Source organism: Arthrobacter sp. NicSoilB11 (assembly GCF_019977375.1).
Taxonomy (GTDB): Bacteria; Actinomycetota; Actinomycetes; order Actinomycetales; family Micrococcaceae; genus Arthrobacter.
Genome location: NZ_AP024657.1, coordinates 925,289 through 948,547, shown reverse-complemented (window position 1 = coordinate 948,547; position 23,259 = coordinate 925,289). Strand labels below are relative to the sequence as shown.

Genomic DNA, 23,259 nt, shown 5'->3' with positions numbered 1-23,259 from the left:
CCCCGCGCCCACGGGGTTACCTGGCCGGGCCTGCGGGGGCAGGACGCGGGTGGGAAACCACCTCGCCCCAGGACTGGCGGACGAGGTCCCTGACGGAGGCAAGGATGGCCGACGGCGGCTGGCTGAGATCCAGCGGGAACTCCACGATGTCGATATCGGTGTTAAGGATGCGGCGGAGTTTCATTTCGCCCTTGCCGGCATAGACGAGCCAGGCGGTGGGTACGGCCAGCGCCGTGCAGTGCGCCAGCATCTGGTAATGGTCTGCGGTGAGGGACGCACCGGCGTCCGACGCGGCCCGGTACTTGGCGTTGTACGCCACCACCGGCCGCCCACCCAGCAGGTGGACAGCATCCGGGCGCACGGACAGGCGGTCCGAGTCGCGCACCGCCTCGCTGAGGAGGGCGTTGTACCGCAGCCGAAGCTCCCCCGGATACGCGGCCATCGCCGCCCGCAGTGCGGTTCCCACGAAGTCCCCGAACACCTGGGCCATGTCCACCACGAACGAGGCCGTCCGCTGCCTGCCCTCCCCCGCTTCCGCGGACGCGTTGCGCAGGATCAGCTCCGCCAGGCGCAGCACGGCGTGGTAGCGCAGGTTCATCCTGGTGGGCTTCCACGGCGGCACCGGCGCCCCGGACGGAAGGCGCGTGACGGCGTCGAGCTTTCCCTTCAGCTGCCGCAGCCTGCCCAGCACCTCCGGCCGTACCCCCGGCACCTGCCCCATCCGCTCCAGCGCAGCGCGCAGGATCCGGTTTTCCGCGATGTCCTCGGTGAACTCGTCGTAGGAGACCTCCAGGGGAACCAGCATCCCGGGACGGCGGGAGATCTGGTCCGAAATCCGGATGCGTCCCTTGACCGTCCGCAGCGACTCGTCCACGGTGAGGTAGCCCTGCAGGACACCACGGCCCAGGGCCCCTTCGGCCAGCTGCGCCAGCGACTCGGCCAGGGCGCTCCACAGGTCACGGTCCTCGTCAGCGGCCACCAGGTCCGGCCGGAAGCCCTGATCCCCCGCATAGCTGAGGAGGAAGAGGAGCCGGCTGAGCCCCAGCCTGTCCTTGGGCCGGACGTCCAGCTGGAGCGTGGGGGTCCGGACGGAGCCCACCTTGCCCACTGGTTCAATCCTGTACAGCCCCATGCCCATGGGGGATGCCTTGGCCAGCCCGCTGGAGTTCAGGAAGGAAGCACTTGGCGCGTCCAGCCGTTCCACCAGGCCGCCTGACAGCTCGTCCAGGACCAGGTGCCGCACGGACGCCCGGGGATCAGCGCGCTGCAACGCGTCCCAGCAGCTGGTCCAGCCCGAAGCGCTCCTCCAGCTGTGCCCGCGTGAGCTGGCCGTGGTAGTGCTCCTCCAGCAGCGGCATCAGCTCATACTTCCAGATCCGGCGGAGCCCGGCCGGGGTTTGGGCCGCTGGCTTCATGAAGTAGGACGGCCCGATCATCAGGTCCCGGTCCCACTCGTCGATGGCACCGTTCAGCGCATCCAGCAGCAGCGCCGGGGTGGTGTCCAGCTGCCGGGCCTGCAGGAACCGGAGCAGGGAGCCGTTAACCGGCTCGGTCTGCGGGTGCAGCTCAATGAAGGAGAACCGGCGGCGGATGGCTGCGTCCATCATGGCGATGGAGCGGTCCGCAGTGTTCATGGTGCCGATGATGTAGAGGTTGTCCGGCAGCGTGAACGGTTCGTTGGGGCTGTACTGCAGGTAGATCCGGTCGTCGCGGTATTCCAGCAGGAAGTACAGCTCGCCGAACACCTTGGCCAGGTTGGCGCGGTTCATCTCATCGATGATCAGGAAGTACGGCTTCTTCCCGTTCCCGGGTTTAGCGGCTTCCTCCGCCAGCCTGCGCAGCGGGCCAGCCACCAGCTTGAAGGACACCTGGCCCTCGTCCGTCTTGTCCGGCCGGTAGCCCTCGAAGAAGTCCTCGTAGGCATAGGACGGGTGGAACTGGACCAGCTTGACGCGCTCGTCGGTGGTGTCGTCCGCCAGCTCGGCGGCGAGGTGCTTGGCCAGGTAGGTCTTGCCGGTGCCCGGAGGGCCGTAGAGGACCAGCTGGCGGTTCTCCTCCAGCAGGTCCGCGATCTCCTGGAGCGGTTCCAGCTCCATGTGCAGCGACGCCGCGAATTCCTGCGTCAGCGGGCGGAAGCCCTCCTGGACAGGCTGGACGACGGCGGCACCGTCAGTGTCGCCGTCGGGCTCGGTTTCCGCCTCGGCAGGCAGCAGCGCCTGCAGCGCCTGGACCACCCGGGTCACGTCCACCACGATGCCGGGGGTGGCGAGCTGGCGCTGGACGTGCCGGGGAAGGCTGGTGGTGGTGTGCCCGTCGTCGAACCAGCGCACCTTGCGCCGCAGCCGGCGGTTGTCGTCGTTGTACTCGGGCTCCCCCAGCACGCCGCCCAGCCGGACAGTTCCGGCGTGCTGGTAGAGCACCAGATCACCCGGTTTCATGACGGTCAGGAAGGCAAACACCGCAGTCTTGGTGTCCTCGCGTTCCACGTAGCCCAGGTGTTTGTAGTCCTCGTCCACGGCGTGCTGGACCAGGCCGGCGGTGACGCCGGGGTCCAGGTGCCGGAGATGTTCGACGTCGAGGGTCACCTTTTCCTCGCCGTGCCAGGCCGTGAGCAGCTCGGCGTGGTCGCTGTGCGTGCGGAGCAGCCAGGCCCGCCGGCCGGGGTCGCCCACTTTGCGCCACTGGCTGACCAGCTGGCGGGAGTACCAGTCCGTGCGCTGGCCCGCCTGCTCGTCCAGGTGCAGCCGGATGCGGTGGATGTCCGCCGTGATGTCCTCTTCGCTGTCGCCGTTGGCCCCGCCCACCAGCGACGCGAACGCGTCCCGGATTTCCTGCCGCTCCACGTCCGCCACCACCGGCTCGAAGTAGCTGGGCCAGGCCAGGAACTCAATGCTGCGGCGGATGGCGGGCTGATCGTCGGGAGTTGATGCAGCGAGGCGGTGGAACTGCACGGGGTCCTTGATGGCCGCCTGCACCACGCTTGCCGGCCGCTGCGCCACGTTCTGCACAAACCGGCACAGCCACTTCAGGTGGTCCCAGATGGTCCAGTTGAATTCGGCGGTCCGATCGCGGATCACGCCGTGGTCCGTCATGCCGGCGTACAGCTCCTCGGGAAGCTCCAGCGGCGGCTCAAGCCAGCCCGCGGCCTCGGCCACGCGGGCGCGCTTGACCTTCAACGACTTCACTTCGTGGGCCAGCGGAAGCGACTGCAGGAACAGCAGCTCCACGGCCAACTGCTTGGCCCCGCGGGTGGCGCCCTCCAAGTTCTCGCGGAGGTTGGTCATCATCGGGGCCTTGGAGTCGGCGATGCCCCGGTCCAGGCGGTCGAGCAACTCCGCGGCCGCCGGAACCGACCAGGTCCGGGTGCGGCCGTCCAGGGGTGAAGCCTTGCCTTGGAGACCGGGCCCCAGCACGAACCACGCCGCATCCTCGATCTCCTTGGAGATGCCGAGGGCGCGGGTCATGGCAACAGTGGCAGTGGGGGTCATGCCTCCAAATTTACAGGGTCAAGCTGGGCGGCCGCTCCAAACCGTCCGGCCGCCCATCCGCCATGCCGGGCTAAATGCCGGTGGCGGGCCGCTTCCTGCCGAAGACGAAGTACCCCATGGGGCCGATGAAATTGATGAACGAGGCCGCCCGCCAAACAGCCTTTGGGCCGTTAATCAGCTCGGCGGGCCTGCGCGAGATGTCCCGTTGGGCGGCAACCAGCAGGGACACCTGCATGATCGCGGTAAGGATGATGCCCGCCCTGCCGGATGGGGACATTTCCTTCCATGTCTTCTTGTTCCGGCGGCCATGGGTCTTGTTCTTTGCCATCTTGTTTTTAGCCATCTTGTTTTTAGCCATCGGGGCTTCCTTTCACCGTTCGCTGGTTGTTCCAGTCCAGTGTGTCCAGACCGGCCCTGTCCAGAGGCTTACTGCCTGTAGGGGGCCATCCGTTCCTTTTGTTCCTGGCTGAGTCTCTGCACCCGGCCGGTCGTTTCGTCCACGAACGCCAGGTGGCTGCTCGCCTTCACGCAGTCCTCGCGGGTGACGGGGTCCTGGAGCAGGTAGTGGATATCGAAGCTGGCTCCCTTGACGGCGCCGATCCAGAGCTGCACCACCGCCGGAATGTTGCGGTACTCCAGCGTCCGGACGTAGCGGATCTTGTGATCCACTACCAGCGCCATGGTTCCGGCCGGAACGTCGTTGAACAGCGATACCGGCGGCTCCACACCGGGCAGACCCGCGCCCCGGGGCGGCCCGAAGGCGGCGATCCTCGCCTCCTCCAGCATCCTGACGATCTGGACATTGTTGATATGGCCGTAGGCGTCCATGTCTCCCCAGCGCATCGGCACCAGGACCTCAATGCGCTTACCGCCGTCCGGCCCGGCCCCTTCCGCGGCCTCCCGTCCGTCTTCCTGCCGCTGCAGCCGCTGGGCTGCCTCGGCCTGCTGGGCGCTCAGCTGCGCACCGCCGTCGAATCGTCCACCGGTACTTCTCCGGCATCTGCACCCGCGAACTGTGACATGTAGAGGCGGTGGTAGGCGCCCCGGGCGTCGAGCAGCACCTGGTGGTTGCCCTGTTCCACGATTTGTCCGTTTTCCATGACCAGGATGGTATCGGCATCGCGGATGGTGGAGAGCCGGTGGGCGATGACGAAGCTCGTGCGGTCCGAGCGCAACGCGGCCATGGCCTTCTGCACCAGGAGTTCGGTGCGGGTGTCCACGGAACTGGTGGCCTCGTCCAGGATCAGCAGCGAGGGGTTCGCCACGAAAGCACGGGCGATGGTGATGAGCTGTTTCTCGCCGGCGCTGACGTTGTTGCCCTCCTCGTCAATCACGGTGTTGTAGCCCTCGGGCAGGGCCCGCACGAAGCGGTCCACGAAGGTGGCCTTCGCGGCGGCCATCACCTGCTCGTGCGTGGCGTTGAGGTTGCCGTAGCGGATGTTGTCGTAGATGGAGCCGCCGAACAGCCACGCGTCCTGGAGGACCATACCCACTTTGGAGCGCAGCTCGGAGCGGCTGAGGTGCGTAATGTCCACGCCGTCGAGCATGATGGAGCCGGCGTTGAGCTCGTAGAACCGCATAACCAGGTTCACCAGCGTGGTCTTGCCGGCGCCCGTGGGCCCCACAATCGCCACTGTGTTGCCGGGCTCTGCCGTGAAGGACAGGTTCTCGATGAGCGGCTTGTCCGGGGTGTAGCTGAAGGTAACGTTCCGGAAGTCCACATGCCCGTCGGTCTTCGGCGGCAGGTGTTCGGTGGCGGTCTCGGCGTCCTGTTCGTCGGCGTCCAGGAATTCGAAGACGCGCTCGGAGGATGCCACGCCGGACTGCAGCATGTTGGCCATGCCCGCCATCTGGCCCAGGGGCTGGGTGAACTCACGGGAGTACTGGATGAACGCGGTGGCATCACCCAGGGACATGGCGCCGGATGCCACCCGCAGGCCGCCCACCACTGCGATGCCCACGTAGCTCAAGTAGGAGACGAACTGCATGACGGGGAAGATGATTCCGGACACGAACTGCGCCCCAAAGCTTGCCTTGTAAAGGGCCTCGTTGCGTTCCTCGAACCGGGCCAGCATGTCCGCATCGCGGCCGAAGACGCGGACCAGGTCGTGCCCGGAAAAGGACTCCTCGATCTGGCCGTTCAATGACCCGGTGTTCTTCCACTGGGCAGCAAAGAGCTTCTGGCTCCGGACTCCGATCAGGCCAGCGGCCACCCCGGACAGCGGAAGCGCGATCAGGGCAATCAGGGCCAGCTGCCAGGAGACGATAAACATCATGATCACGATGCCCACCACGCTCAGCACGGAATTGACCAGTTGGGCGAAGGCCTGCTGGAGTGCCTGCTGGATGTTGTCGACGTCGTTGGTCACCCGGGACAGCACGTCGCCGCGCTGCCGGGTGTCGAAGTAGTTCAGGGGAAGCCGGTTCAGCTTGGCCTCGGTGTCATCACGCAGCCGCCGGATGACCTTCATGACGATCCGGTTCAGCACGTACCCCTGCAGCCACATGAAGATGTTCGCCACGAAGTACATGAGCAGCACGATGGCGATGAGCATGGTGAGCTTGTCGAAGTTGATGCCGGTGCCGGGCACAAGTTCCATGCGGGCCACCATGTCCGCAAAGTTGTCCTGCCCCTGCTGCCGGAGGCCGGCAACGAACTGCTCCTTGCTGGCCCCGGCGGGAAGTTGTTTGCCAACCACCCCGGCGAAGATCACGTCCATGGCCTGGCCCAGGATCTTGGGGGCGATGACGTTGAGGACCACGGAGATGACCACCAGGCCCACCACGGCATAGATGCCCAGCGCTTCGGGCTTCAGCAGCCCCATGAGACGTTTGGCAGACGGCCAGAAATGCTCGGCTTTCTTGGCCGGCATGGCACCGAACATGCCGCCGTCGGCTTCGGTGGGCTGGAACTCCTCTTCGACGTAGTCGTCATCCTCCGGCTGCCCTGCGCCCGGTTGTGCCTCCCCCGCGGGCGGCTGGACGGACATTGGCGTCTCTTCCACGGGACTGGAGTCCTTCTTGCGCGGGCTCATGCCACTTCCTCCACACTCAGCTGGGATTCAACGATTTCCTGGTAGGTGGGTGAGGTTTCCAACAGTTCCTCATGGGTTCCACGGTCAACGATCCGCCCGTTGTCCAGGACCAGGATCTGGTCAGCCTCGGTAATGGTGGAGATCCGCTGGGCCACGATGATCACCGTGGCGTCCGAGGTGGTGCGTTTGAGGGCGGCACGGAGCCGGGCGTCGGTGGCAACGTCCAGGGCGGAGAAGGAGTCGTCAAACAGGTAGACGCGCGGTTTGGTCACCAGCGCGCGGGCGATGCACAGGCGCTGGCGCTGGCCGCCGGAGACGTTGGTGCCGCCCTGCGAGATCCGGGAATCGAGTCCGTTCTTCTTTTCCCGGACAAATGATTCACCCTGGGCTGTCCGGAGCGCATCCCACAGTTCCTGGTCGGTCGCCTCGGTCTTGCCGAACCGGAGGTTGTGCCCGATGGTGCCGGAGAACAGGTAGGGACGCTGCGGCACCAGGGCGACGCGTTTGGTGATCTCCGCGCGGTCCAGCCTGTCCACCGGGACGCCGTCAAGCAGCACCTGGCCTTCTGCGGCGTCGTACAACCGCGGCAGGAGGGAAAGGAGGGACGTTTTGCCGGCACCGGTTGACCCAATGATGGCGATGGTCTGGCCGGGGCGTGCAGTGAAGCTGATGTTGCTAAGCACCGGGGACTCGGCTCCCGGGTAGGCAAACGTGACGTTGCGGTACTCAACCACGCCTTGCAGGGAGGCCGGGGCTTCGGGACGCTCGGGGTCGTGGATGGAAGGTTCGACGCCGAGCACCTCGCCGATGCGGTCAGCACAGACTGAGGCGCGCGGGATCATCATGGCCATGAACGTGCCCATCATGACGGCCATCAGGATCTGCAGCAGGTACTGCAGGAATGCGGTCAGCGAACCCACCTGCATGGCACCGGCGTCCACCCGCTGCCCGCCAAACCACAGCACAGCGGCAGTGGACAGATGCAGGATCATGCTGATGGCCGGGAACATCAGGACGAACAGGGCGCCGATGCGGAGGGAGACGTCCGTGAGTTCCTTATTGGCGCCACCGAACCGGTCCGTCTCATACGGTTCGCGGACGAAGGCCCGGACCACGCGGATACCGATGATCTGTTCGCGCAGGACGGCGTTGATCCGGTCGATCTTCCGCTGCATGGAGCGGAACAGCGGCATGAGGCGGACCACCAGGTACCCCACCACCACGGCCAGCAGCGGGACGGACACCCACACCAGCCAGGAGAGGTTGATGTCCTCACGCAGCGCCATGATGATGCCGCCGATGCACATGATGGGGGTGGCGACCATGAAGTTCAGCGCCATCAGCAGGAGCATCTGCACCTGCTGGACATCGTTGGTGCCGCGGGTGATGAGCGTGGGAGCGCCGAACGCGTTGACGTCCTTGGCGGAGAAGCTGGTGACTTTGCGGAACACCGCGCGGCGCAGGTCGCGGCCCACCGCCATGGCCGTCCTGGAGCCGAAGTAGACGCCGGCAATGGCCGCAGCTATCTGGGCGAAGGCCACCAGGAGCATCACTGCACCGGTGCGCCAGATGAAATCGGTGTCTCCGCGGGCCACCCCTTCGTCAATGATCTGCGCATTCAGGCTGGGCAGATACAGGGCGGCAATGGTGGACGCGAGCTGGAAAACGAGGACAGCCAGGATGTACGGCAAATACGGTTTGGAGTAGCGCCGTATAAGGGTGAGGAGCATGGACTCAACTCTAGTGATGCCCACCGACATTGGGTCCCCTTGGAAGCAGGTTTTCCGGCCGGAGCCACTGGTGGAGGGCCAGTCTACGGGGGCACCATGGGCAGCGGCATTCCCCGCAGTCCGCAGTAGAAGCCGCAGCCCGCACCGGGAAGTGTCTTCCCGGTGCGGGCTGCGGCGTTGGTGTTGCCGGTGCGGGGGGCCGCGCCCTGCTGTCGATGGCCTGCCAGGCGCTGCTAGGAGCCGGCCCCGGCGGACGGAGCCTCGGCTGACAGGGCATCGGCTGACAGGGCATCGGCTGACGGTGCGTCAGGCGCTGCGGCACTGTGCTTCCCGCGCCCTGCCAGGTACAGCGCGGCCGCTGCCTGGATCTTTCGCTCCTTCAGGAGCTTGCGCTGCATCCTGCTGAGCTCTGCCGCGGTGGCCGCCTGCCTGGCCGCCACGTCCTGCTGGGAGCGCAGCTGTTCCTGGATGTCCAGCACCAGGCCGCCCAGTTCCGCCTGCTGGCGGGCCAGCAGGTGCTGGGTGTCCTGCAGTTTCTGCAGGGTGGCGGCGGCGCTGGCCACCGCGTCGGCAGCCTTGTCCATCGTGTCGGCAGAGCGCAGGTCCAGCCCTTCGGAACGGAAGCTCCTGGCGAAGACTTCCTCGAAGTCCTCCGTGGCCACCCGCCCGGACGCCGCGGCAGCAGCGGCAGCACCGCCGTCGTACATCTTGGCCGGCGCTGAACCCAGCCCTGCAGGTGTGGCACTCCTTGCGGGCAGTCCGTTCCCGGGGGCGTTCCCGGCCGGCGGGACCACGGGCAGCTGGCCGGTCATGGCGGTCATTCCGGCTTCGCCGGCGGCGTTGGCCTGCAGTGTGGCCTCGGGGGTGATGTCCACGGTCCTGCGCAGCGGCACCTCCTTGATGAAGATCACGGCGATGAGGGCAACCGCGCTCACGACCGCGGAAATCATGAAGATGCCGGCAGTCGCGTCACCGTAGGCCGCCCGCATGATGTCCGCGACCGGTGCGGGCAGGTCCTTGAGGTCCATGCTGGCGCCGCTGTTGCCGGAAGCCTGGATGCCCAGCTTCGACAGTCCATCGGTGGCCAGGTCCTTGACGTGGTTGGCCATGACGGCGCCCAGGACGGACACGCCGATGGCGCCGCCCACCGAGCGGAAGAACGCGACGGAGGCACTCGCGGAACCGATGTCCTTGGCCTGGACCGTGTTCTGCACGGCGAGGACCAGGTTCTGCATCAGCATGCCCAGGCCGATGCCGAAGATGCCGGTATAAAGGCCGGTCAGCCAGAGTTCGGTGGTGTGGTCCATGGTTCCGGCTAGCGCCAGGCCGCCGATCAGCAGGACGGTGCCGCCGATCAGGAAGCGCTTCCACTTGCCGTAGCGGCTGATCAGCTGGCCGGACAGGACGGAACCGACCAGGTTGCCGGCGATCATGGGCAGGGTCAGCAGGCCCGCCTCGGTGGGCGTGGCGCCGCGGGCCACCTGGTAGTACTGGCCCAGGAAGGTGGAGGAGCCGAACATGGCCACGCCCACGGCAACGGATGCCACGATGGCCAGCGCGGTGGTGCGTTCGGAGATGATCTTCAGCGGGATGATCGGCTGCGAGACCTTGGATTCAACCAGGACCAGCAGTGCGAGCAGGAGGACGCCGCCGCCCACCATTACCGCGGTCTGCCAGGACCACCAGTCGTAATAGTCGGCTTTGCCTGCGAAGGAGACCCAGACCAGGAGCAGGCTGACGCCGGAGGTGAGCAGGATGGCACCGAGCCAGTCGATCTTGGCCGGGCGCTTGATGTGCGGAACCTTGAGCGTGACCTGGAGCAGGATCAGGGCGACGACGGCGAGCGGCACGCAGACGAAGAACGTCCAGCGCCAGCCAAGCGAGCTGTCCACGATGAAGCCGCCCAGCAGCGGTCCGCCGGCGGTACCGACGGCCATGACGGCACCCATGTAGCCGGAGTACTTGCCGCGTTCACGCGGCGGAATGATGGAGCCGATGATCGCCTGGGCCAGGGCAGTCAGCCCACCCATGGCGATGCCCTGGATCACGCGGGCGGTGAGCAGGAACGGGATGTTTTCGGAGAAGCCTGCCATCACCGAGCCGGCCACGAAAATCACGATGCTGAGCTGGACCAGGACCTTTTTGTCGAAGAGGTCGGCGAGCTTGCCCCAGATGGGGGTGGTTGCTGCGTTGGCCAGCAGCGCGGCTGTGATGACCCACGCGAAGTCGGTCTGGGTGCCCTTGAGCTCGGACATGATGGTGGGCAGCGCGTTGGCCACGATGGTGCTGCTGAGGATTGCGGTAAAGAAGGCAGCGAGGAGACCGGTCAGGGCCTCCATGATCTGCCGGTGGTTCATGGGTGCGCCGGGTTCGTGGCGCTTGGATTGCCGCGACTCCTGTTTGGCGCTGCGTTGGCGCTGGCGCTCCTGTTCCTGGTCCGCGGCGGCGGTGACGTTAGCCATTAATGGACTCCTGCGTTTCGTGTTCAATGGTGGTTCCGGCCGCCCTTGCCCGGATGGAATTCTTCAGGGATGTGGTGAGCTTGCTCAGCATCGCGGCTGTTGCCACGGCGTCGTCCTCGTTCCAGTCGGCGAGGTAGGCCTGCAGGGTCTCCGCCCGGTGCCGCACCAACTCCGCAAGCTTTTCCTTGCCGCGCGGGGAGAGTGCCAACAGCTGGGCCCGGCCGTCGTCCGGATCCGGGGTGCGGACCACCAGGCCCGCGTCCGCCAGCTCCGCCACATGCCGGCTCAGCACCGGAGGGCTGACCCCCAGCCGCTCAGCCAGGTGCGCGGCACGGGTCTCCCCTTCGCCGATGAACTTGAGCACGCCCTGGAGGGCGATGCCCGTGTCCTGGCCCTTGATGTTGATCATGGTGACGCAGCGCAATGCGCGCTGGAGGTCATAGATGTTGCTGACGAGGTCGGCTGCAGTGGCCGGTGCGACAGACATGATCCTCCCTAAAGAATTAGTTGCTGCAAGCAACTGTATCAGGAAAAGGTTGCTTAGGGAAACGAAGTTGTTGCCGCTGGCGCTTAAACACACACGCTCCCCCACTTCAGCCGTTGTGGCAGAAGTGAGGGAGCGTGTGAGCGTTATTGGCTACATCAGTCGCCCAGGTGGGTGGGCCCGAACATCTTCAAAAGCGTCTCAACCACGACGACGTTGGGCCCGTCCCCGGCGAAGCCCGCCTTCAGCGCGTCCCCCACATCCTCCGGGGCAACCCGGGTGGCGGGAATGCCGAAGGACTCGGCAAGCCTGACGAAGTCCGGGCGGGCCAGTTCGGTAGCGGTTGCCTTGCCGAAGGCACCCACCATGTATTCACGCAGGATGCCGTAGCCGCCGTCGTCCACGATCAGCCAGGTGACCGGCACGTTGTGCTGTTTCGCCGTAGCCAGTTCGGCGATGGAATACATCGAGGAGCCATCGCCGGACACGGCGAGTACCCGGCCCGGCCTCCCCTGGGTTTCCAATCCCACGGCCGCTCCAATGGCGCCGGGAAACGCGAAGCCCAGGCCGCCGGCGCCCTGGGCTGAGTGGAACTGCCCCTGCCGCGCGTCCCAGCAGGACCAGCCCCAGTAGGCGGCGATGGTCATGTCCCAGAAGGTCTGCATGTCCGCCGGCACGGCCTCGCGGATGTCGGCCATGAACTTCAGTTCCTTGCCCAGGTCCTGGGATTCCAGCCGGGCACGGACCTTGGCGAGCGATTCCTGCACCAGCGACTCCGGCGTGGCGCCATGCCAGTCCGGGGCCGCGGCCCTGCCGGGCTGCAGTGCTTCATCAAGAGCTGCGAGCGCCTGCCCGGCGTCGGCACGGATGCCAAGGCCAGGCCGGTTGGATTCCAGCACCCGCGGTTCGGCGTCGATCTGGATGATCCGCCCGCGTGGTTCGAACGTGAAGTAGTTGGACGTCACCTCGCCCAGCGAGGAGCCGATCACCACCAGGACGTCGGCGTCCTCCAGGACGTCGGTCATGTAGCGGTCCTCGATCCAGGCCTGGAGGGACAACTCGTGGTTCCAGGGGAACGCGCCATTGCCGCCCGGCGTGCAAATCACGGGAGCGCGGAGTTTCTCCGCGATGGACAGCAGGGACTTCTCCGCCTTGCCGCGGCGGGTGCCGCCTCCTGCAATGATTGCCGGGCGCCTGGCTGCTTCCAGCCACTTCACGGCCTCCCGCACCAGTTCGATCCGCGGCGGGTTGTCCGCTGCCTCCGCCAAGGCATCCTCCACTGGAGGCACCATGATGGGATCCAGCAGCACGTTTTGCGGAATCTCCAGCCAGACCGGGCCCTGCGGTGAGGAGATGGCCTCGGTCCAGGCGTCCTGGATGGCGGACGGGATGCCCGAGGCATGCTGGATCAGGCGCTGGCTCTTGGTTACGTTCGCCGCCGACGCCTTCTGGTCATCAAGCTGGTGCAGCATGCCCTTGCGCCGGGCACCCAGCCCCTCCAGGGGAATCTGGCTGGCCACCACCACCATGGGCACACCCGTGGCGTAAGCCTCCTGTAGGCCGGCCAGGGACGTCAGCGCGCCGGGGCCGGTGGACAGGAACAGCACGCCCACTTCCCCGGTGGCGCGGGAGTAGCCGTCCGCGGCAAAGGCGCTGTTGTTCTCGATCCGGGAGGAGACGAAGTGCAGGTTGCCGCGTCCCATCGCGTCGAACAGTCCCAGGGCATGCTGCCCCGGGATGCCGAACACCGTCTTGGCACCCAACGCTTCGAGGGTCTCGACGACGAGGTCCCCGCCATTGCGGGCACCCCTTCCCTCCGCGGGGGCGGGTGCCGCCAGTTCGGTCACCGCCCTACTCCTTGGTGGCCGCGGCGAAGCCGGCGGGACGGCGGGCCTCCTGGCCCAGGGCCTGCGCCTGGTAGCCCGTTTCGGCTCCGAAGCGGCTCCCGGGAACGGCATTGTCCGCCATGAGGGTCACCAGTTCGTACGCCACGTGGCTGGCGGCAACACCGGTAATTTCGGCATGGTCGTAGGCGGGCGCTACTTCAACGACGTCGGCCCCCACCAGGTTCATGCCGCGGAAGCCGCGGATGATCTCCAGGAGTTCGCGGCTAGTGATGCCGCCTGCTTCCGGCGTGCCGGTGCCCGGTGCGTGTGCCGGATCCAGGACGTCAATGTCCACCGAGATGTAGAGCGGGCGGTTGCCGATCCGGTCGCGGACCTTGGCGACGGTTTCCAGCACGCCCTGATAGTAGACGTCCGCTGAAGTGACAATGCCAAACCCAAAGCGGTGGTCGTCGTCGAGATCCTTCTTGCCGTAGAGCGGGCCGCGGGTGCCGATGTGGCTGATGGCTTCAGTGTCCAGGATGCCTTCCTCCACCGCGCGGCGGAAGGGCGTGCCATGGGTGTATTCGGCGCCGAAGTAGGTGTCCCAGGTGTCCAGGTGGGCATCGAAGTGGAGCATGGCAATGGGCCCGCCGGCGCGCTCGGCAGCGGCCCGCAGCAGCGGCAGCGCGATGGTGTGGTCCCCGCCCAGGGTCAACAGCTTGCTCCCGGCGGCGGTGAGGTCCAGCGCGTTCTGCTGGATGGTTTCGATGGCTTCGTTGATGTGGAACGGGTTGACGGCCATGTCGCCGGCGTCGGCCACCTGGATGTTCTCGAACGGGCTGACATCCCAGGCGGGATTGTAGGGACGCAGCAGCCGGCTGGCCTCGCGGACATGGTTGGCGCCGAAACGGGCCCCGGGGCGGTAGGAAACACCTGAATCGAACGGCACCCCCACCACGGTCACGTCAGCCTTGGCCACCTGGTCCAGGCGGGGAAGACGGGCATAGGTGGCAGCTCCGGCATAGCGGGGAATCCGGGATGAATCGATAGGGCCAAGGTTGCCGTTGGCTTCAATGCGCAGCTCTTCCAATGGAGGCCTCTCCTTCGAGGAGGTAAGGGACAGGTGTGACTGCAATCATACACTCCTGTTTCCCTTAGAGCATCAGGTGTTTACCAAACCTGCCCCCGAACCCCGAGGACAAGTCAGCGGCTGGCGGCGGGCACCAGGACCCAGAGCACCTCTACGGGCTTGTCCGTGGGGTTGGCCCAGGTATGGGGTTCGCGGCCGGGAAAGGTTACGGTGTCGCCGGCGCTCAGGTCGTATTCCTCGTTGGTGAGGATCAGCTTGATGGACCCCTTGATCACATGCAGCACATCCACGTCGCAGTCCACCGCATAGAGCTCGGACTCGCCGCGGCCGTGCGGCTCGATCACGGCCTGGATGATCTGGACCCTGCGCTCCGAGCGCGCCGTCAGGAGCCGCTCCACGATGCCCTGGCCGCCGAGCGAAATCCGGGGGCCGTCGTTCCGCTTGGTCAAGTGGGTCTCGGGTGCCGCAAAAAGGTCGCCAATGGAAATGGACAGGACCTGGCAGAGCGTCACCAGTGAGGCCACCGACGGTGAGGTCAGGTCCCGCTCCACCCTGCTGAGGAAACCCTTTGTCAGGCCGGTGGCATCGGCAACCTGCTCGATGGTGAGCCGCTGGGACTGCCGGGCGGCCCGGATCCTTGAGCCGATGGCAACAGGGACGTTACTGGGCTCAACTGGCAGTGCCTTCATCTACGAACCTTTCATGGCCGGCAGTCCGGCTCCACTCTCGAGCCATACTAATCTGCGGCGCTTTTGTGACACGCGCATGCCACACGGGAGCGGCACCGGCGTTCCGATCCTTGACTGTTGCAGCCGTCACACTCTAGTCTTTGGAAACTCCTGTTGCCTATAAGGCAATACCAGGAACCCCTCTCCGTTCGTCCGCGGCGGTGCCGGGCGCCGTCGCCCCCGGCACCACACCCGGCCCACAGCTCCAAGGAGCCAACTATGGATGCAAGTGCCATCAACATCGCCATCGTGGTGGTGTATCTGCTCGCAATGCTGGCCTTCGGCTGGTGGGGCAAATCCCGCACCAGGAACAACAGCGACTTCCTCGTTGCCGGCCGTCGCCTGGGACCGTTCCTGTACACCGGGACCATGGCCGCCGTCGTCCTCGGCGGGGCGTCCACGGTGGGCGGCGTGGGCCTTGGCTACAAGTTCGGCATCTCCGGCATGTGGCTGGTGGTGGCCATTGGCGCCGGCGTCCTGCTGCTGAGCCTTCTCTTCGCCGGGACCATCCAGAAACTGAAGATCTACACCGTGTCCCAGATGCTCACCCTCCGCTACGGGAGCAAGGCCACCCAAGCCTCCGGCATCGTCATGCTCGCGTACACGTTGATGCTCTGCGCCACGTCAACCGGCGCCTATGCCACCATCTTCGTCGTGCTGTTCAACCTGGACCGGGCGCTGGCCATCGCCATCGGCGGCGCGATCGTCCTGGTGTACTCCACCATCGGCGGCATGTGGTCCATCACCCTTGCGGACCAGGTCCAGTTCGTGATCAAGACGGTGGGCATCTTCTTCCTCATGCTCCCCTTCACCCTGAACGCCGCGGGCGGCCTCGACGGGATCCGCAGCCGCGTGGATGCCAGCTTCTTCCAGATGGACGGCATCGGCGTCCAGACGATCATCACCTACTTCGTCGTCTACACCCTGGGCCTGCTGATCGGCCAGGACATCTGGCAGCGCGTGTTCACCGCCAAGACCCCAAGGGTGGCCCGTTGGGGCGGCGCCACCGCAGGCATCTACTGCATCCTCTACGGCGTGGCCGGTGCGCTGATCGGCATGGCCGCCAACGTGGCCCTGGCCAACGTCAAGATCGCGGCGAAGGACGACGTCTACGCCGAGGTGGCCCAGAACCTGCTCCCCGTCGGCATCGGCGGACTGGTCCTGGCCGCCGCCGTGGCTGCCATGATGTCCACCGCGTCCGGCGCCCTCATCGCCGCCGCCACCGTTGCCCGTGCCGACGTCCTGCCGTTCGTTGCCGGCTGGTTCGGCAAGGACGTCAACACCGGCGACACCGAAAACCCGGAACACGACGTCAAGGCCAACCGCATCTGGGTCCTGGCGCTGGGCATTGTGGCCATCGTCATCGCCATCATCACCAAGGACGTGGTAGCGGCCCTGACCATTGCCTACGACATCCTGGTGGGCGGCCTGCTGGTGGCCATCCTGGGCGGCCTGGTGTGGAAGCGAGGCACCGGCGTTGCTGCCGCCGCGTCCATGGCTGTCGGGTCGGTCATCACCCTCGGCACCATGATCATCCTGGAAGTGAACGCCAAGGCCCCGCTGGACGGGATATACGCCAACGAGCCCATCTACTACGGCCTGATCGCCTCCGCGGTTGTCTACATCACGGCTTCGCTGCTCACCCGCCCCACGGACCCCGCCGTCATGCGGGCCTGGCAGCTTCGTGTTGCCGGCCAGGAGCCGGAAGAAGCGCCCGAGGAAGTCCTCGCCGGCCGCTGACCTGACCAAGCATTAAGCACGACGGCGGCGCCTCCTTTCGCATTCACGCGCAAGGAGGCGCCGCCGTCGTAAGTCCTACCCTCCTGGGTCCCTACCCCTCAGTGTCGCGGGGCTCGTCGTCATCCAGCGGGACCTCGCGGTCCTCGGCGTCGATGACTATCGGTGGCGGCTGGACCACCGGTTCCCCTTCATCAAGGACCCCGTCCTCCGCGTCCGCATCGTCTACCGGTGCATCCTCGGCGTAATCGTAGGCGGGGTCCGCTTCCACGGCGTCCAGGTGCGGCATGTCCGGGTGCTGTCCGGTGGTGCTCATGATTCAACCTCCGTTATTCGCCTGACGTGCTCTTTAGGGTAGGGCGCAGGATGCGCCACACCTTCATCACAGCACCCGCCGGGCGGACGGGTCAATAGTCGTGGCGGCGCCCGGAAGAGTGGCCAACGGGGGCGGTATCGGCCCCGGTTTTAAGGCATACCGAAAGTTCCCAGCGAGGTTGGCCAGCCAAAAAACCGCGGAAATACGCAGTACGCTGGCAAGGCAAAGGCGCGATAAACATGCCCTTTCCAGCCCAGGAGTTACCAGTGTCGCAGCACGCCCAGTCCAACAACGTCGGGTCCAATTCCCGGACCCCGCACCCGGAGGCCGCCGGCACCCCGCAAAGCCAGCCCTCGCCGTCGAACATCAAACGGTGGCGCCAATACCTGGCGGACGAGCGCGCGGAAGCAGCCGTCTACCGGGACCTCGCCCAGAACCGCGAGGGGGAGGAACGGGACATCCTCCTGGCCCTGGCCGAGGCCGAAGGCCGGCACGAGGCCCACTGGCTGGCCCTGCTGGGAGACCACGCGGGCAAACCAAAGAGGGCCTCGGCGCGGAGCCGTTTCCTGGGGTTCCTGGCCCGGCACTTTGGCTCCGTGTTTGTGCTGGCCCTCGCCCAGCGCGCCGAGGGCCGCTCCCCCTACGCCAAGGACCCCAACGCCACTCCGGCCATGGCCGCCGATGAGCAGATCCATGAGGAAGTGGTGCGGGGCCTGGCAACGCGCGGCCGCAACCGCCTGGCCGGTACGTTCCGCGCAGCGGTCTTCGGCGCGAACGACGGCCTGGTCAGCAACCTCTCCCTGGTGATGGGCATGGCGGCGTCCGGCGTGGCCAGCACCGTGGTGCTGCTGAGCGGCATCGCCGGGCTGCTGGCCGGTGCCATGTCCATGGGCGCCGGGGAATTCATCTCCGTGCGTTCCCAGCGCGAGCTGCTGGCGGCCACCCGCCCCACGCAGATCACGCTGGCGGCCGCGCCCCAGCTGGACCTTGAACACAACGAACTCCTCCTGGTGTACCTGGCCCGCGGGATGTCCCGCGAGGCGGCGGAACACCGGGTGGCCGAGCGCATGGGGCTGCTGTCCTGCGACTGCGACCCCAGCCTGTCCCTGCAGCCGGACCTGCCGGAGGAAGAGGACCAGCACGAGGCCGTGGGGACGGCCTGGGGTGCGGCGCTTTCCAGCTTCTGCTTCTTTGCCTCCGGCGCCATCGTGCCCATCCTGCCGTTCCTGTTCGGCCTGACCGGGGTCGCCGCATTGGTGGTGGCCGGGGTGCTGGTGGGCATCGCCCTGCTGGCCACCGGTGCCGCCGTCGGCCTGCTGTCCGGCACCTCCCCGCTGACCCGCGGCCTGCGCCAGCTCGCCATCGGCCTCGGCGCCGCCGGCATCACCTACCTGCTGGGCCTGCTCTTCGGCACGGCGGTCGGATAGGGCTCAGCCCCGGAGGACCTCCACGGCCTGATCCACCGTATCCACCAGGTGAATGTAGTCCGCCATGGGCCGCCCGGCGGCCAGGCTGCGCAGCATGGGCCAGGCCGGGTACTCCTGCTCCCAGTGGCGCCGCCCCACCAGCACCATGGGCGCCACTTTCTCGCGGGCGCCATAGTAGTTTTCGCAGGCGTCCTGGAAGATCTCCTGGACGGTCCCGGCTGCTCCGGGCAGGAAGACGATTCCGCCGTGGCATAGTTCCAGCAGGATGGCCTCCCGGATGGCGTTGGCGAAGTATTTGGCGATGTGCGTGGCAAAGTAGTTGGGCGGTTCGTGCCCGTAGAACCAGGTGGGGATCCCCAGGGATGCAGTCCCGCCCGGATGGCGTTCGACGACGGCCGCCGCCGCGCGTGCCCACGCCGACACCGAGGGACGGAACCCGGGGACCGCGGCAAGCGTGCCTAGCGCTGCGTCCAGGTCGCCGTCGGACGCCTGGCTCAGGTAAGCGCCCAGGTTGGCCGCCTCCATGGCGCCGGGCCCGCCGCCGGTAGCCACCGAATACCCCTGGAGGGCCAGGAGCCTGCCCAGCCGTGCCGCCTCCGCGAACTCCAGGCTGCCGCGCGGCGCTGCATGGCCGCCCATGACCCCGACGATGGAGCGGCGGGTCCAGGCCGCCGACCCCGTCAGCTCTTCCAGCGCGTCCCCGATGGCATGGTCGTGCAGGGCAGAGGCCAGGGTCGCATCCACGCGGCGCCGCTGGCCGGACTGGATGCTCCAGTGGTAGATGCGGGCGTCCGGCAGTTCCTCGTAGGGAGACGATGCCAGTCCGGCATACAGTTCAGCCGGGGAGTACAGCGATGCCCGGTAGGGGTCGAAGGGGACGCCTTCCAGCCGGGGAAAAATCAGTGCACCGCGGCTGCGCAGGTTGCCTTCCATGCCGTCGTCGAACAGGCAGCCGAGGAACATGGCACCTTCGACGGTGACGCTCTTCAGGGCGGCCGACCGGCCCCGCAGGTCCAGCGACTGCGCGTGCCAGCCATGCAGGTTAACTGCGCCGCCGGCCACCAGGCGGTCGAAGCTGGCCAGATCCTGGACCTCGAGGTTGCGGGGACGGGGACCAAGGCTTCCGGCAAAATTCACGGCTGCCGCCTTCCAGTCCACATCATGGAGCCAGCCTAGGCCACGCAACGCAACGCTGGCAGGACCTTGTTGCCTCTCAAATTCTCCCGGGGACCGGAAGCCTGCCACCCCGCCTGCTTCTGCCTGCCTCCCTTGACCCGGGAGTAGCGCCTGCTACGATCGTGGAAGAAGAGTATGTCCTATCAAGCGAACATATGGTGGCAGTGCGCCACTGGCGCAGGCGCCGGTCGGGCGGACGCGCAGACATGAACATGAGGGAACGCACCGTGGCGAACAATCTGGGACTCAGCATCGACCGCTCTTCTCCCGTGCCCCTGTACCACCAGGTGGTCCAGGGCATCGAAGCGGCCATCTACAGCGGGGTGCTGGAACCCGGAAGCCGGCTGGAGAACGAAATCGACCTGGCCGCCCAGCTCAACCTGTCCCGGCCCACCATGCGCAAGGCCATGGACGAGCTGGTCCGCTCCGGACTCCTGGTCCGTAAACGCGGCGTGGGAACCCAGGTGGTCTCCAGCCAGGTGCGCCGTCCGCTCGAGCTTTCCAGCCTTTACGACGACCTCACCAACGACGGCAAGAAACCCACCACCGAAGTCCTGAGCTTCTCCCACGTTGAAGCCGACGACGCCACCCGGGCAACACTGCAGCTTCCGGCAGGCTCAAAGGTCTATCACTTCACCCGGCTCCGGAAGGTAGGCGGCAATCCGCTGGCCCTCATGGAGAACTGGGTTCGGGACGACATCGCGGAAATGGATGAGGCCATGCTCGCCGCTGAAGGCCTGTATTCGATCCTCCGGCGCGGCGGGGTCAACTTCCGCCTGGCCAACCAGCGCATCGGCGCCGTCAATGCCAACGACTACCAGGCCTCCATGCTGGACACGACGCCGGGATCCGCGCTGGTCACCATGGAACGTACTGCCGTCGACGACACCGGGCGGCGCGTGGAAACGGGCCACCACGTGTACCGCGCCGATTCCTACAGTTTTGAAATGACTCTCGTACAGCGATAATCCAAGGAGCCAACTCCATGACCAACTGGGTTTACCCCCTGGGCACCGCCGCTGACGGCAAATGGGACATTTCGATCGGAACCTCCGACTCCTCCCTCGCCGTGGACGGCTGGGCGCACACCGGCCTGAAGGTGGCCACGGTGCCGGCCGGTGCCGCCGTCGAACTCTCCGCCGCGGACGAGGAACGGATCGTGGTGCCCCTCAACGGGGCCTTCACCGTGACGGTTGACGGCACCGACTATCCCCTGGCGGGCCGGCCCTCGGTCTTCTCCGGGCCCAGCGACGTCCTTTATTCCGGCGCCGGACGCGCCGTGAGGATCAAATCCGCCGACGGCGGCAGGGTGGCAGTGGCCACGGCCCCCGCGAAAGCCTCCTACCCCACCCGGCTGGTCCATGCCGCGGAGACCCCCGTGGAACTGCGCGGCGCCGGCAACTGCTCGCGCCAGGTCCACAACTTCGGCACCCCGGCAGCGCTGGAGGCCGACCGGTTCATCGTCTGCGAGGTCCTCACCCCCGCAGGGAACTGGTCTTCCTACCCTCCCCACAAGCATGACGAGGAAAAGGACGGCGAGACCCAGCTCGAAGAGATCTACTACTTCGAAACCCAGGTGGCGTCCGGCTCCGCAGCACCACCCGACGCCGACGCCATCGGGTACCAGCGCGTCTACGCCTCCGATGAGCGGCCCATCGATGTGTCGGCCGAGGTGCGCACCGGCGACGTGGTCCTGGTCCCCTACGGCTGGCACGGCCCGGCGATGGCCGCGCCCGGCTACGACCTCTACTACCTCAACGTCATGGCAGGTCCGGGCCCGGTGCGGGAATGGCTGATCAGCGACGATCCCCACCATGGCTGGGTGCGTCAGACCTGGGAGACCCAAAACATCGACCCGCGGCTTCCGTTCGGTGCCTAAGGAACCCCGCCGCCTAGCGGCTGGCCAGCTCCTCGACAGGCACCGGCACCTGGCCTTCAAGCTGCCGTTCCCGCTTGGCCGTGGCGGCGGCGAACGCCATGACGGCCAGGCCCGCAACGGTGATCACGGCGCCCGCCCAGATGGGTGAGGTGTAGCCGAGGCCGGCGGTGATGGTGACCCCTCCCAGCCAGGCGCCCAGGGCGTTGCCCACATTGAAGGCACCGATGTTGGCGCCGGAGGCCAGGGTGGGAGCCCCGGAGGCATACTTCATCACGCGCATTTGCAGGCCCGGCACGGTGGCGAAGCCGAAGCCGCCCATCAGGACCAGCGACATGACCGTCAGGACAGGGCTGGCGGCCGTCAGAGCGAACACCACCATGACCACGGCCAGCGCGGCGAGCACCACCAGGAGCGTCCGGTCCACGTTGCGGTCTGCGGCTTTGCCGCCAAGGGTGTTGCCGGCGAAGAGACCCGCCCCGAAGACAATGAGCAGCCATGGCACGGTGGAGGCCGCAAATCCGGACACCTCGGTGAGGGTGTACGCAATGTAGGTGAACGCGCCGAACATGCCGCCGAAGCCGAGGATGGTCACCAGGATGGAAAGCCACACCTGGCCGGAGCGGAAGGCCCGAAGCTCGGAGCGGAGGCTTCCCGCCTGCCCCGCTTCACGGGCCGGCTTGGGAACCAGGGCCAGGATGCCGGCGAGCGCAGCCACGCCAATGACCGTGATGGCCCAGAAGGTGGCACGCCAGCCGGCCGCCTGGCCCAGCAACGTCCCGAACGGCACGCCAAGGACGTTGGCCGCGGTCAGTCCCGTGAACATGAGCGCGATGGCGCCTGCCTTCTTGCTGGGCGGGACCATGCCGGCCGCCACCACTGCCCCGATGCCAAAGAAGGCGCCGTGCGAGAGGGCGGCAACAACGCGGCCCAGCATCATTGGCCAGTAACCGTCAGCAGTGGCGGAAAGCAGGTTTCCGGCAATGAACAGGACCAGCAGTGCGGCCAGTACGGGCTTGCGCTGGAATCGCGTCACGGCTGCCGTCAGGCCCAGCGCGCCCACCACCACGGAGAGTGCGTAGCCGGAGATGAACCAGCCGGCCTCCGCTTCGGTGACGCCAAAGTCGGTTGCCACCTGCGGGAGGAGGCCGGCGATGACGAATTCCGTGAGTCCTATGCCAAACCCGCCCAGGGCGAGTGCTATCAGGCCAACAGGCATGCGAATGCTCCTTTGAGCTGTACGTGTGGTTGTTCCGTGAAGTGGAAGGCGCCTAAGATAGTTGCAGGCGCGGTATTTATTGTTGCACATGCAAATATGCCGCGCAAGCAACTATCTCTACCCGCGGCTGCCGGAGGGCTCTCCCGCCGGGACAATTCGTAAAGGAGCAACCATGGGCATCAAGGACGACGCCGTCGAGGTCCGCGCCCAGGGCTGGCGCACCCTGGCGGCCCTGCATGGGCTGATCGAAGGCGAGCTGGAGCGCTCCCTCCAGGCAGAGTCGAAGCTCTCCGTGGTGGAGTACACAGTGCTGGACGCCCTCAGCCGGCAGGACGGCTGGCACATGCGGATGCAGCAGTTGGCGCGTGCCACGGCGCTCAGCCCCAGCGCCACCACCCGGCTGGTGAACCGGCTTGAGGACCGCGGCCTCCTGACCAGGATCCTGTGCGACGACGACCGCCGTGGAATTTATACGGAACTGACGCCCACCGGCCTGAGCCTCCTTGAGGAAGCACGGCCCGTCCACGATGCCACGCTTGAGCGGGCCCTCGGCCAGGCGATGGCCATGCCGGAACTCGCACCGCTGGTTGACGCACTGCCCGGGCTGCATGCGCGCGCATAGGACAGCAGAGCCCCTTTGAGGATCCTCATAGGGGCTTTGCAAG

Annotated in this window: 19 protein-coding genes; 5 read left to right on the top strand and 14 right to left on the bottom strand. The window is 66.7% G+C overall.

The window, feature by feature from the left end:
- Positions 1-16 precede the first annotated feature (16 nt).
- The 11 genes from LDO14_RS04470 to LDO14_RS04420 form a co-directional block, all read right to left on the bottom strand.
- Positions 17-1,270 carry an McrC family protein gene (locus LDO14_RS04470; protein ID WP_223993942.1) on the bottom strand — a complete coding sequence of 418 codons (1,254 nt, stop codon included), beginning with the start codon at positions 1,268-1,270 and terminating at the stop codon, positions 17-19.
- Positions 1,257-3,488: an AAA family ATPase gene (locus LDO14_RS04465; RefSeq protein WP_223993940.1), complete on the bottom strand. Its 2,232-nt coding sequence runs from the start codon at positions 3,486-3,488 to the stop codon at positions 1,257-1,259. Before LDO14_RS04465 ends, LDO14_RS04470 begins: the two co-directional genes overlap by 14 nt.
- Positions 3,489-3,558: 70 nt before the next feature.
- Positions 3,559-3,816 carry a membrane protein gene (locus LDO14_RS04460; protein ID WP_026265820.1) on the bottom strand — a complete coding sequence of 86 codons (258 nt, stop codon included), beginning with the start codon at positions 3,814-3,816 and terminating at the stop codon, positions 3,559-3,561.
- A gap of 98 nt (positions 3,817-3,914) precedes the next feature.
- Positions 3,915-4,331: a thioesterase family protein gene (locus tag LDO14_RS04455; protein ID WP_018769608.1), complete on the bottom strand. Its 417-nt coding sequence runs from the start codon at positions 4,329-4,331 to the stop codon at positions 3,915-3,917.
- 110 nt (positions 4,332-4,441) lie between these two features.
- Complete coding sequence (locus tag LDO14_RS04450) at positions 4,442-6,478, bottom strand: ABC transporter ATP-binding protein (protein ID WP_056389187.1); 2,037 nt, start codon at positions 6,476-6,478, stop codon at positions 4,442-4,444.
- Between the two features lie 41 nt (positions 6,479-6,519).
- On the bottom strand, positions 6,520-8,253 hold the full coding sequence (locus LDO14_RS04445) for an ABC transporter ATP-binding protein (protein WP_223995117.1): 1,734 nt from the start codon (positions 8,251-8,253) through the stop codon (positions 6,520-6,522).
- 233 nt (positions 8,254-8,486) lie between these two features.
- Positions 8,487-10,715: an MDR family MFS transporter gene (locus tag LDO14_RS04440; protein WP_134165618.1), complete on the bottom strand. Its 2,229-nt coding sequence runs from the start codon at positions 10,713-10,715 to the stop codon at positions 8,487-8,489.
- Positions 10,708-11,202, bottom strand: coding sequence for a MarR family transcriptional regulator (locus tag LDO14_RS04435; RefSeq protein WP_018769604.1), 495 nt, complete (start codon positions 11,200-11,202; stop codon positions 10,708-10,710). Before LDO14_RS04435 ends, LDO14_RS04440 begins: the two co-directional genes overlap by 8 nt.
- A gap of 155 nt (positions 11,203-11,357) precedes the next feature.
- Positions 11,358-13,046 carry a thiamine pyrophosphate-binding protein gene (locus LDO14_RS04430; RefSeq protein ID WP_144601266.1) on the bottom strand — a complete coding sequence of 563 codons (1,689 nt, stop codon included), beginning with the start codon at positions 13,044-13,046 and terminating at the stop codon, positions 11,358-11,360.
- A 4-nt stretch (positions 13,047-13,050) separates the two neighbouring features.
- On the bottom strand, positions 13,051-14,115 hold the full coding sequence (gene speB, locus LDO14_RS04425) for an agmatinase (protein WP_018769602.1): 1,065 nt from the start codon (positions 14,113-14,115) through the stop codon (positions 13,051-13,053).
- A 113-nt stretch (positions 14,116-14,228) separates the two neighbouring features.
- Positions 14,229-14,804: a cupin domain-containing protein gene (locus LDO14_RS04420; protein WP_223993938.1), complete on the bottom strand. Its 576-nt coding sequence runs from the start codon at positions 14,802-14,804 to the stop codon at positions 14,229-14,231.
- A gap of 258 nt (positions 14,805-15,062) precedes the next feature.
- On the opposite strand from LDO14_RS04420, the gene LDO14_RS04415 reads away from it, so the two are divergent.
- Positions 15,063-16,583, top strand: a complete 1,521-nt coding sequence (locus tag LDO14_RS04415) for a sodium:solute symporter (protein ID WP_018769600.1) — start codon at positions 15,063-15,065, stop codon at positions 16,581-16,583.
- A 91-nt stretch (positions 16,584-16,674) separates the two neighbouring features.
- Here LDO14_RS04415 and LDO14_RS04410 read toward each other — a convergent pair whose 3' ends face one another.
- On the bottom strand, positions 16,675-16,896 hold the full coding sequence (locus LDO14_RS04410) for a hypothetical protein (RefSeq protein ID WP_018769599.1): 222 nt from the start codon (positions 16,894-16,896) through the stop codon (positions 16,675-16,677).
- Between the two features lie 266 nt (positions 16,897-17,162).
- Here LDO14_RS04410 and LDO14_RS04405 point away from each other — a divergent pair, with 266 nt between their 5' ends.
- Positions 17,163-18,323 carry a VIT1/CCC1 transporter family protein gene (locus LDO14_RS04405; protein WP_018769598.1) on the top strand — a complete coding sequence of 387 codons (1,161 nt, stop codon included), beginning with the start codon at positions 17,163-17,165 and terminating at the stop codon, positions 18,321-18,323.
- Between the two features lie 3 nt (positions 18,324-18,326).
- On the opposite strand, the gene LDO14_RS04400 is transcribed toward LDO14_RS04405, so the two are convergent.
- Positions 18,327-19,460, bottom strand: a complete 1,134-nt coding sequence (locus LDO14_RS04400; protein WP_134165621.1) for an LOG family protein — start codon at positions 19,458-19,460, stop codon at positions 18,327-18,329.
- Positions 19,461-19,726: 266 nt separating this feature from the next.
- On the opposite strand from LDO14_RS04400, the gene LDO14_RS04395 reads away from it, so the two are divergent.
- Together LDO14_RS04395 and iolB are read left to right on the top strand one after the other, a co-directional pair.
- Positions 19,727-20,467, top strand: a complete 741-nt coding sequence (locus LDO14_RS04395; RefSeq protein ID WP_056389192.1) for a GntR family transcriptional regulator — start codon at positions 19,727-19,729, stop codon at positions 20,465-20,467.
- Positions 20,468-20,484: 17 nt separating this feature from the next.
- Entirely contained in the window at positions 20,485-21,378 is an 894-nt protein-coding gene (gene iolB / locus LDO14_RS04390) for a 5-deoxy-glucuronate isomerase (protein ID WP_018769595.1), read from the top strand.
- Positions 21,379-21,391: 13 nt separating this feature from the next.
- Here the strand turns inward: iolB and LDO14_RS04385 are convergent, their stop codons facing one another.
- Positions 21,392-22,594 (bottom strand): MFS transporter, encoded by a 1,203-nt coding sequence (locus LDO14_RS04385; RefSeq protein ID WP_223993936.1) that lies wholly within the window; start codon positions 22,592-22,594, stop codon positions 21,392-21,394.
- A gap of 172 nt (positions 22,595-22,766) precedes the next feature.
- Between LDO14_RS04385 and LDO14_RS04380 the strand changes: the two genes are divergently transcribed.
- Positions 22,767-23,216 (top strand): MarR family transcriptional regulator, encoded by a 450-nt coding sequence (locus LDO14_RS04380; RefSeq protein WP_223993927.1) that lies wholly within the window; start codon positions 22,767-22,769, stop codon positions 23,214-23,216.
- Positions 23,217-23,259: the final 43 nt, after the last annotated feature.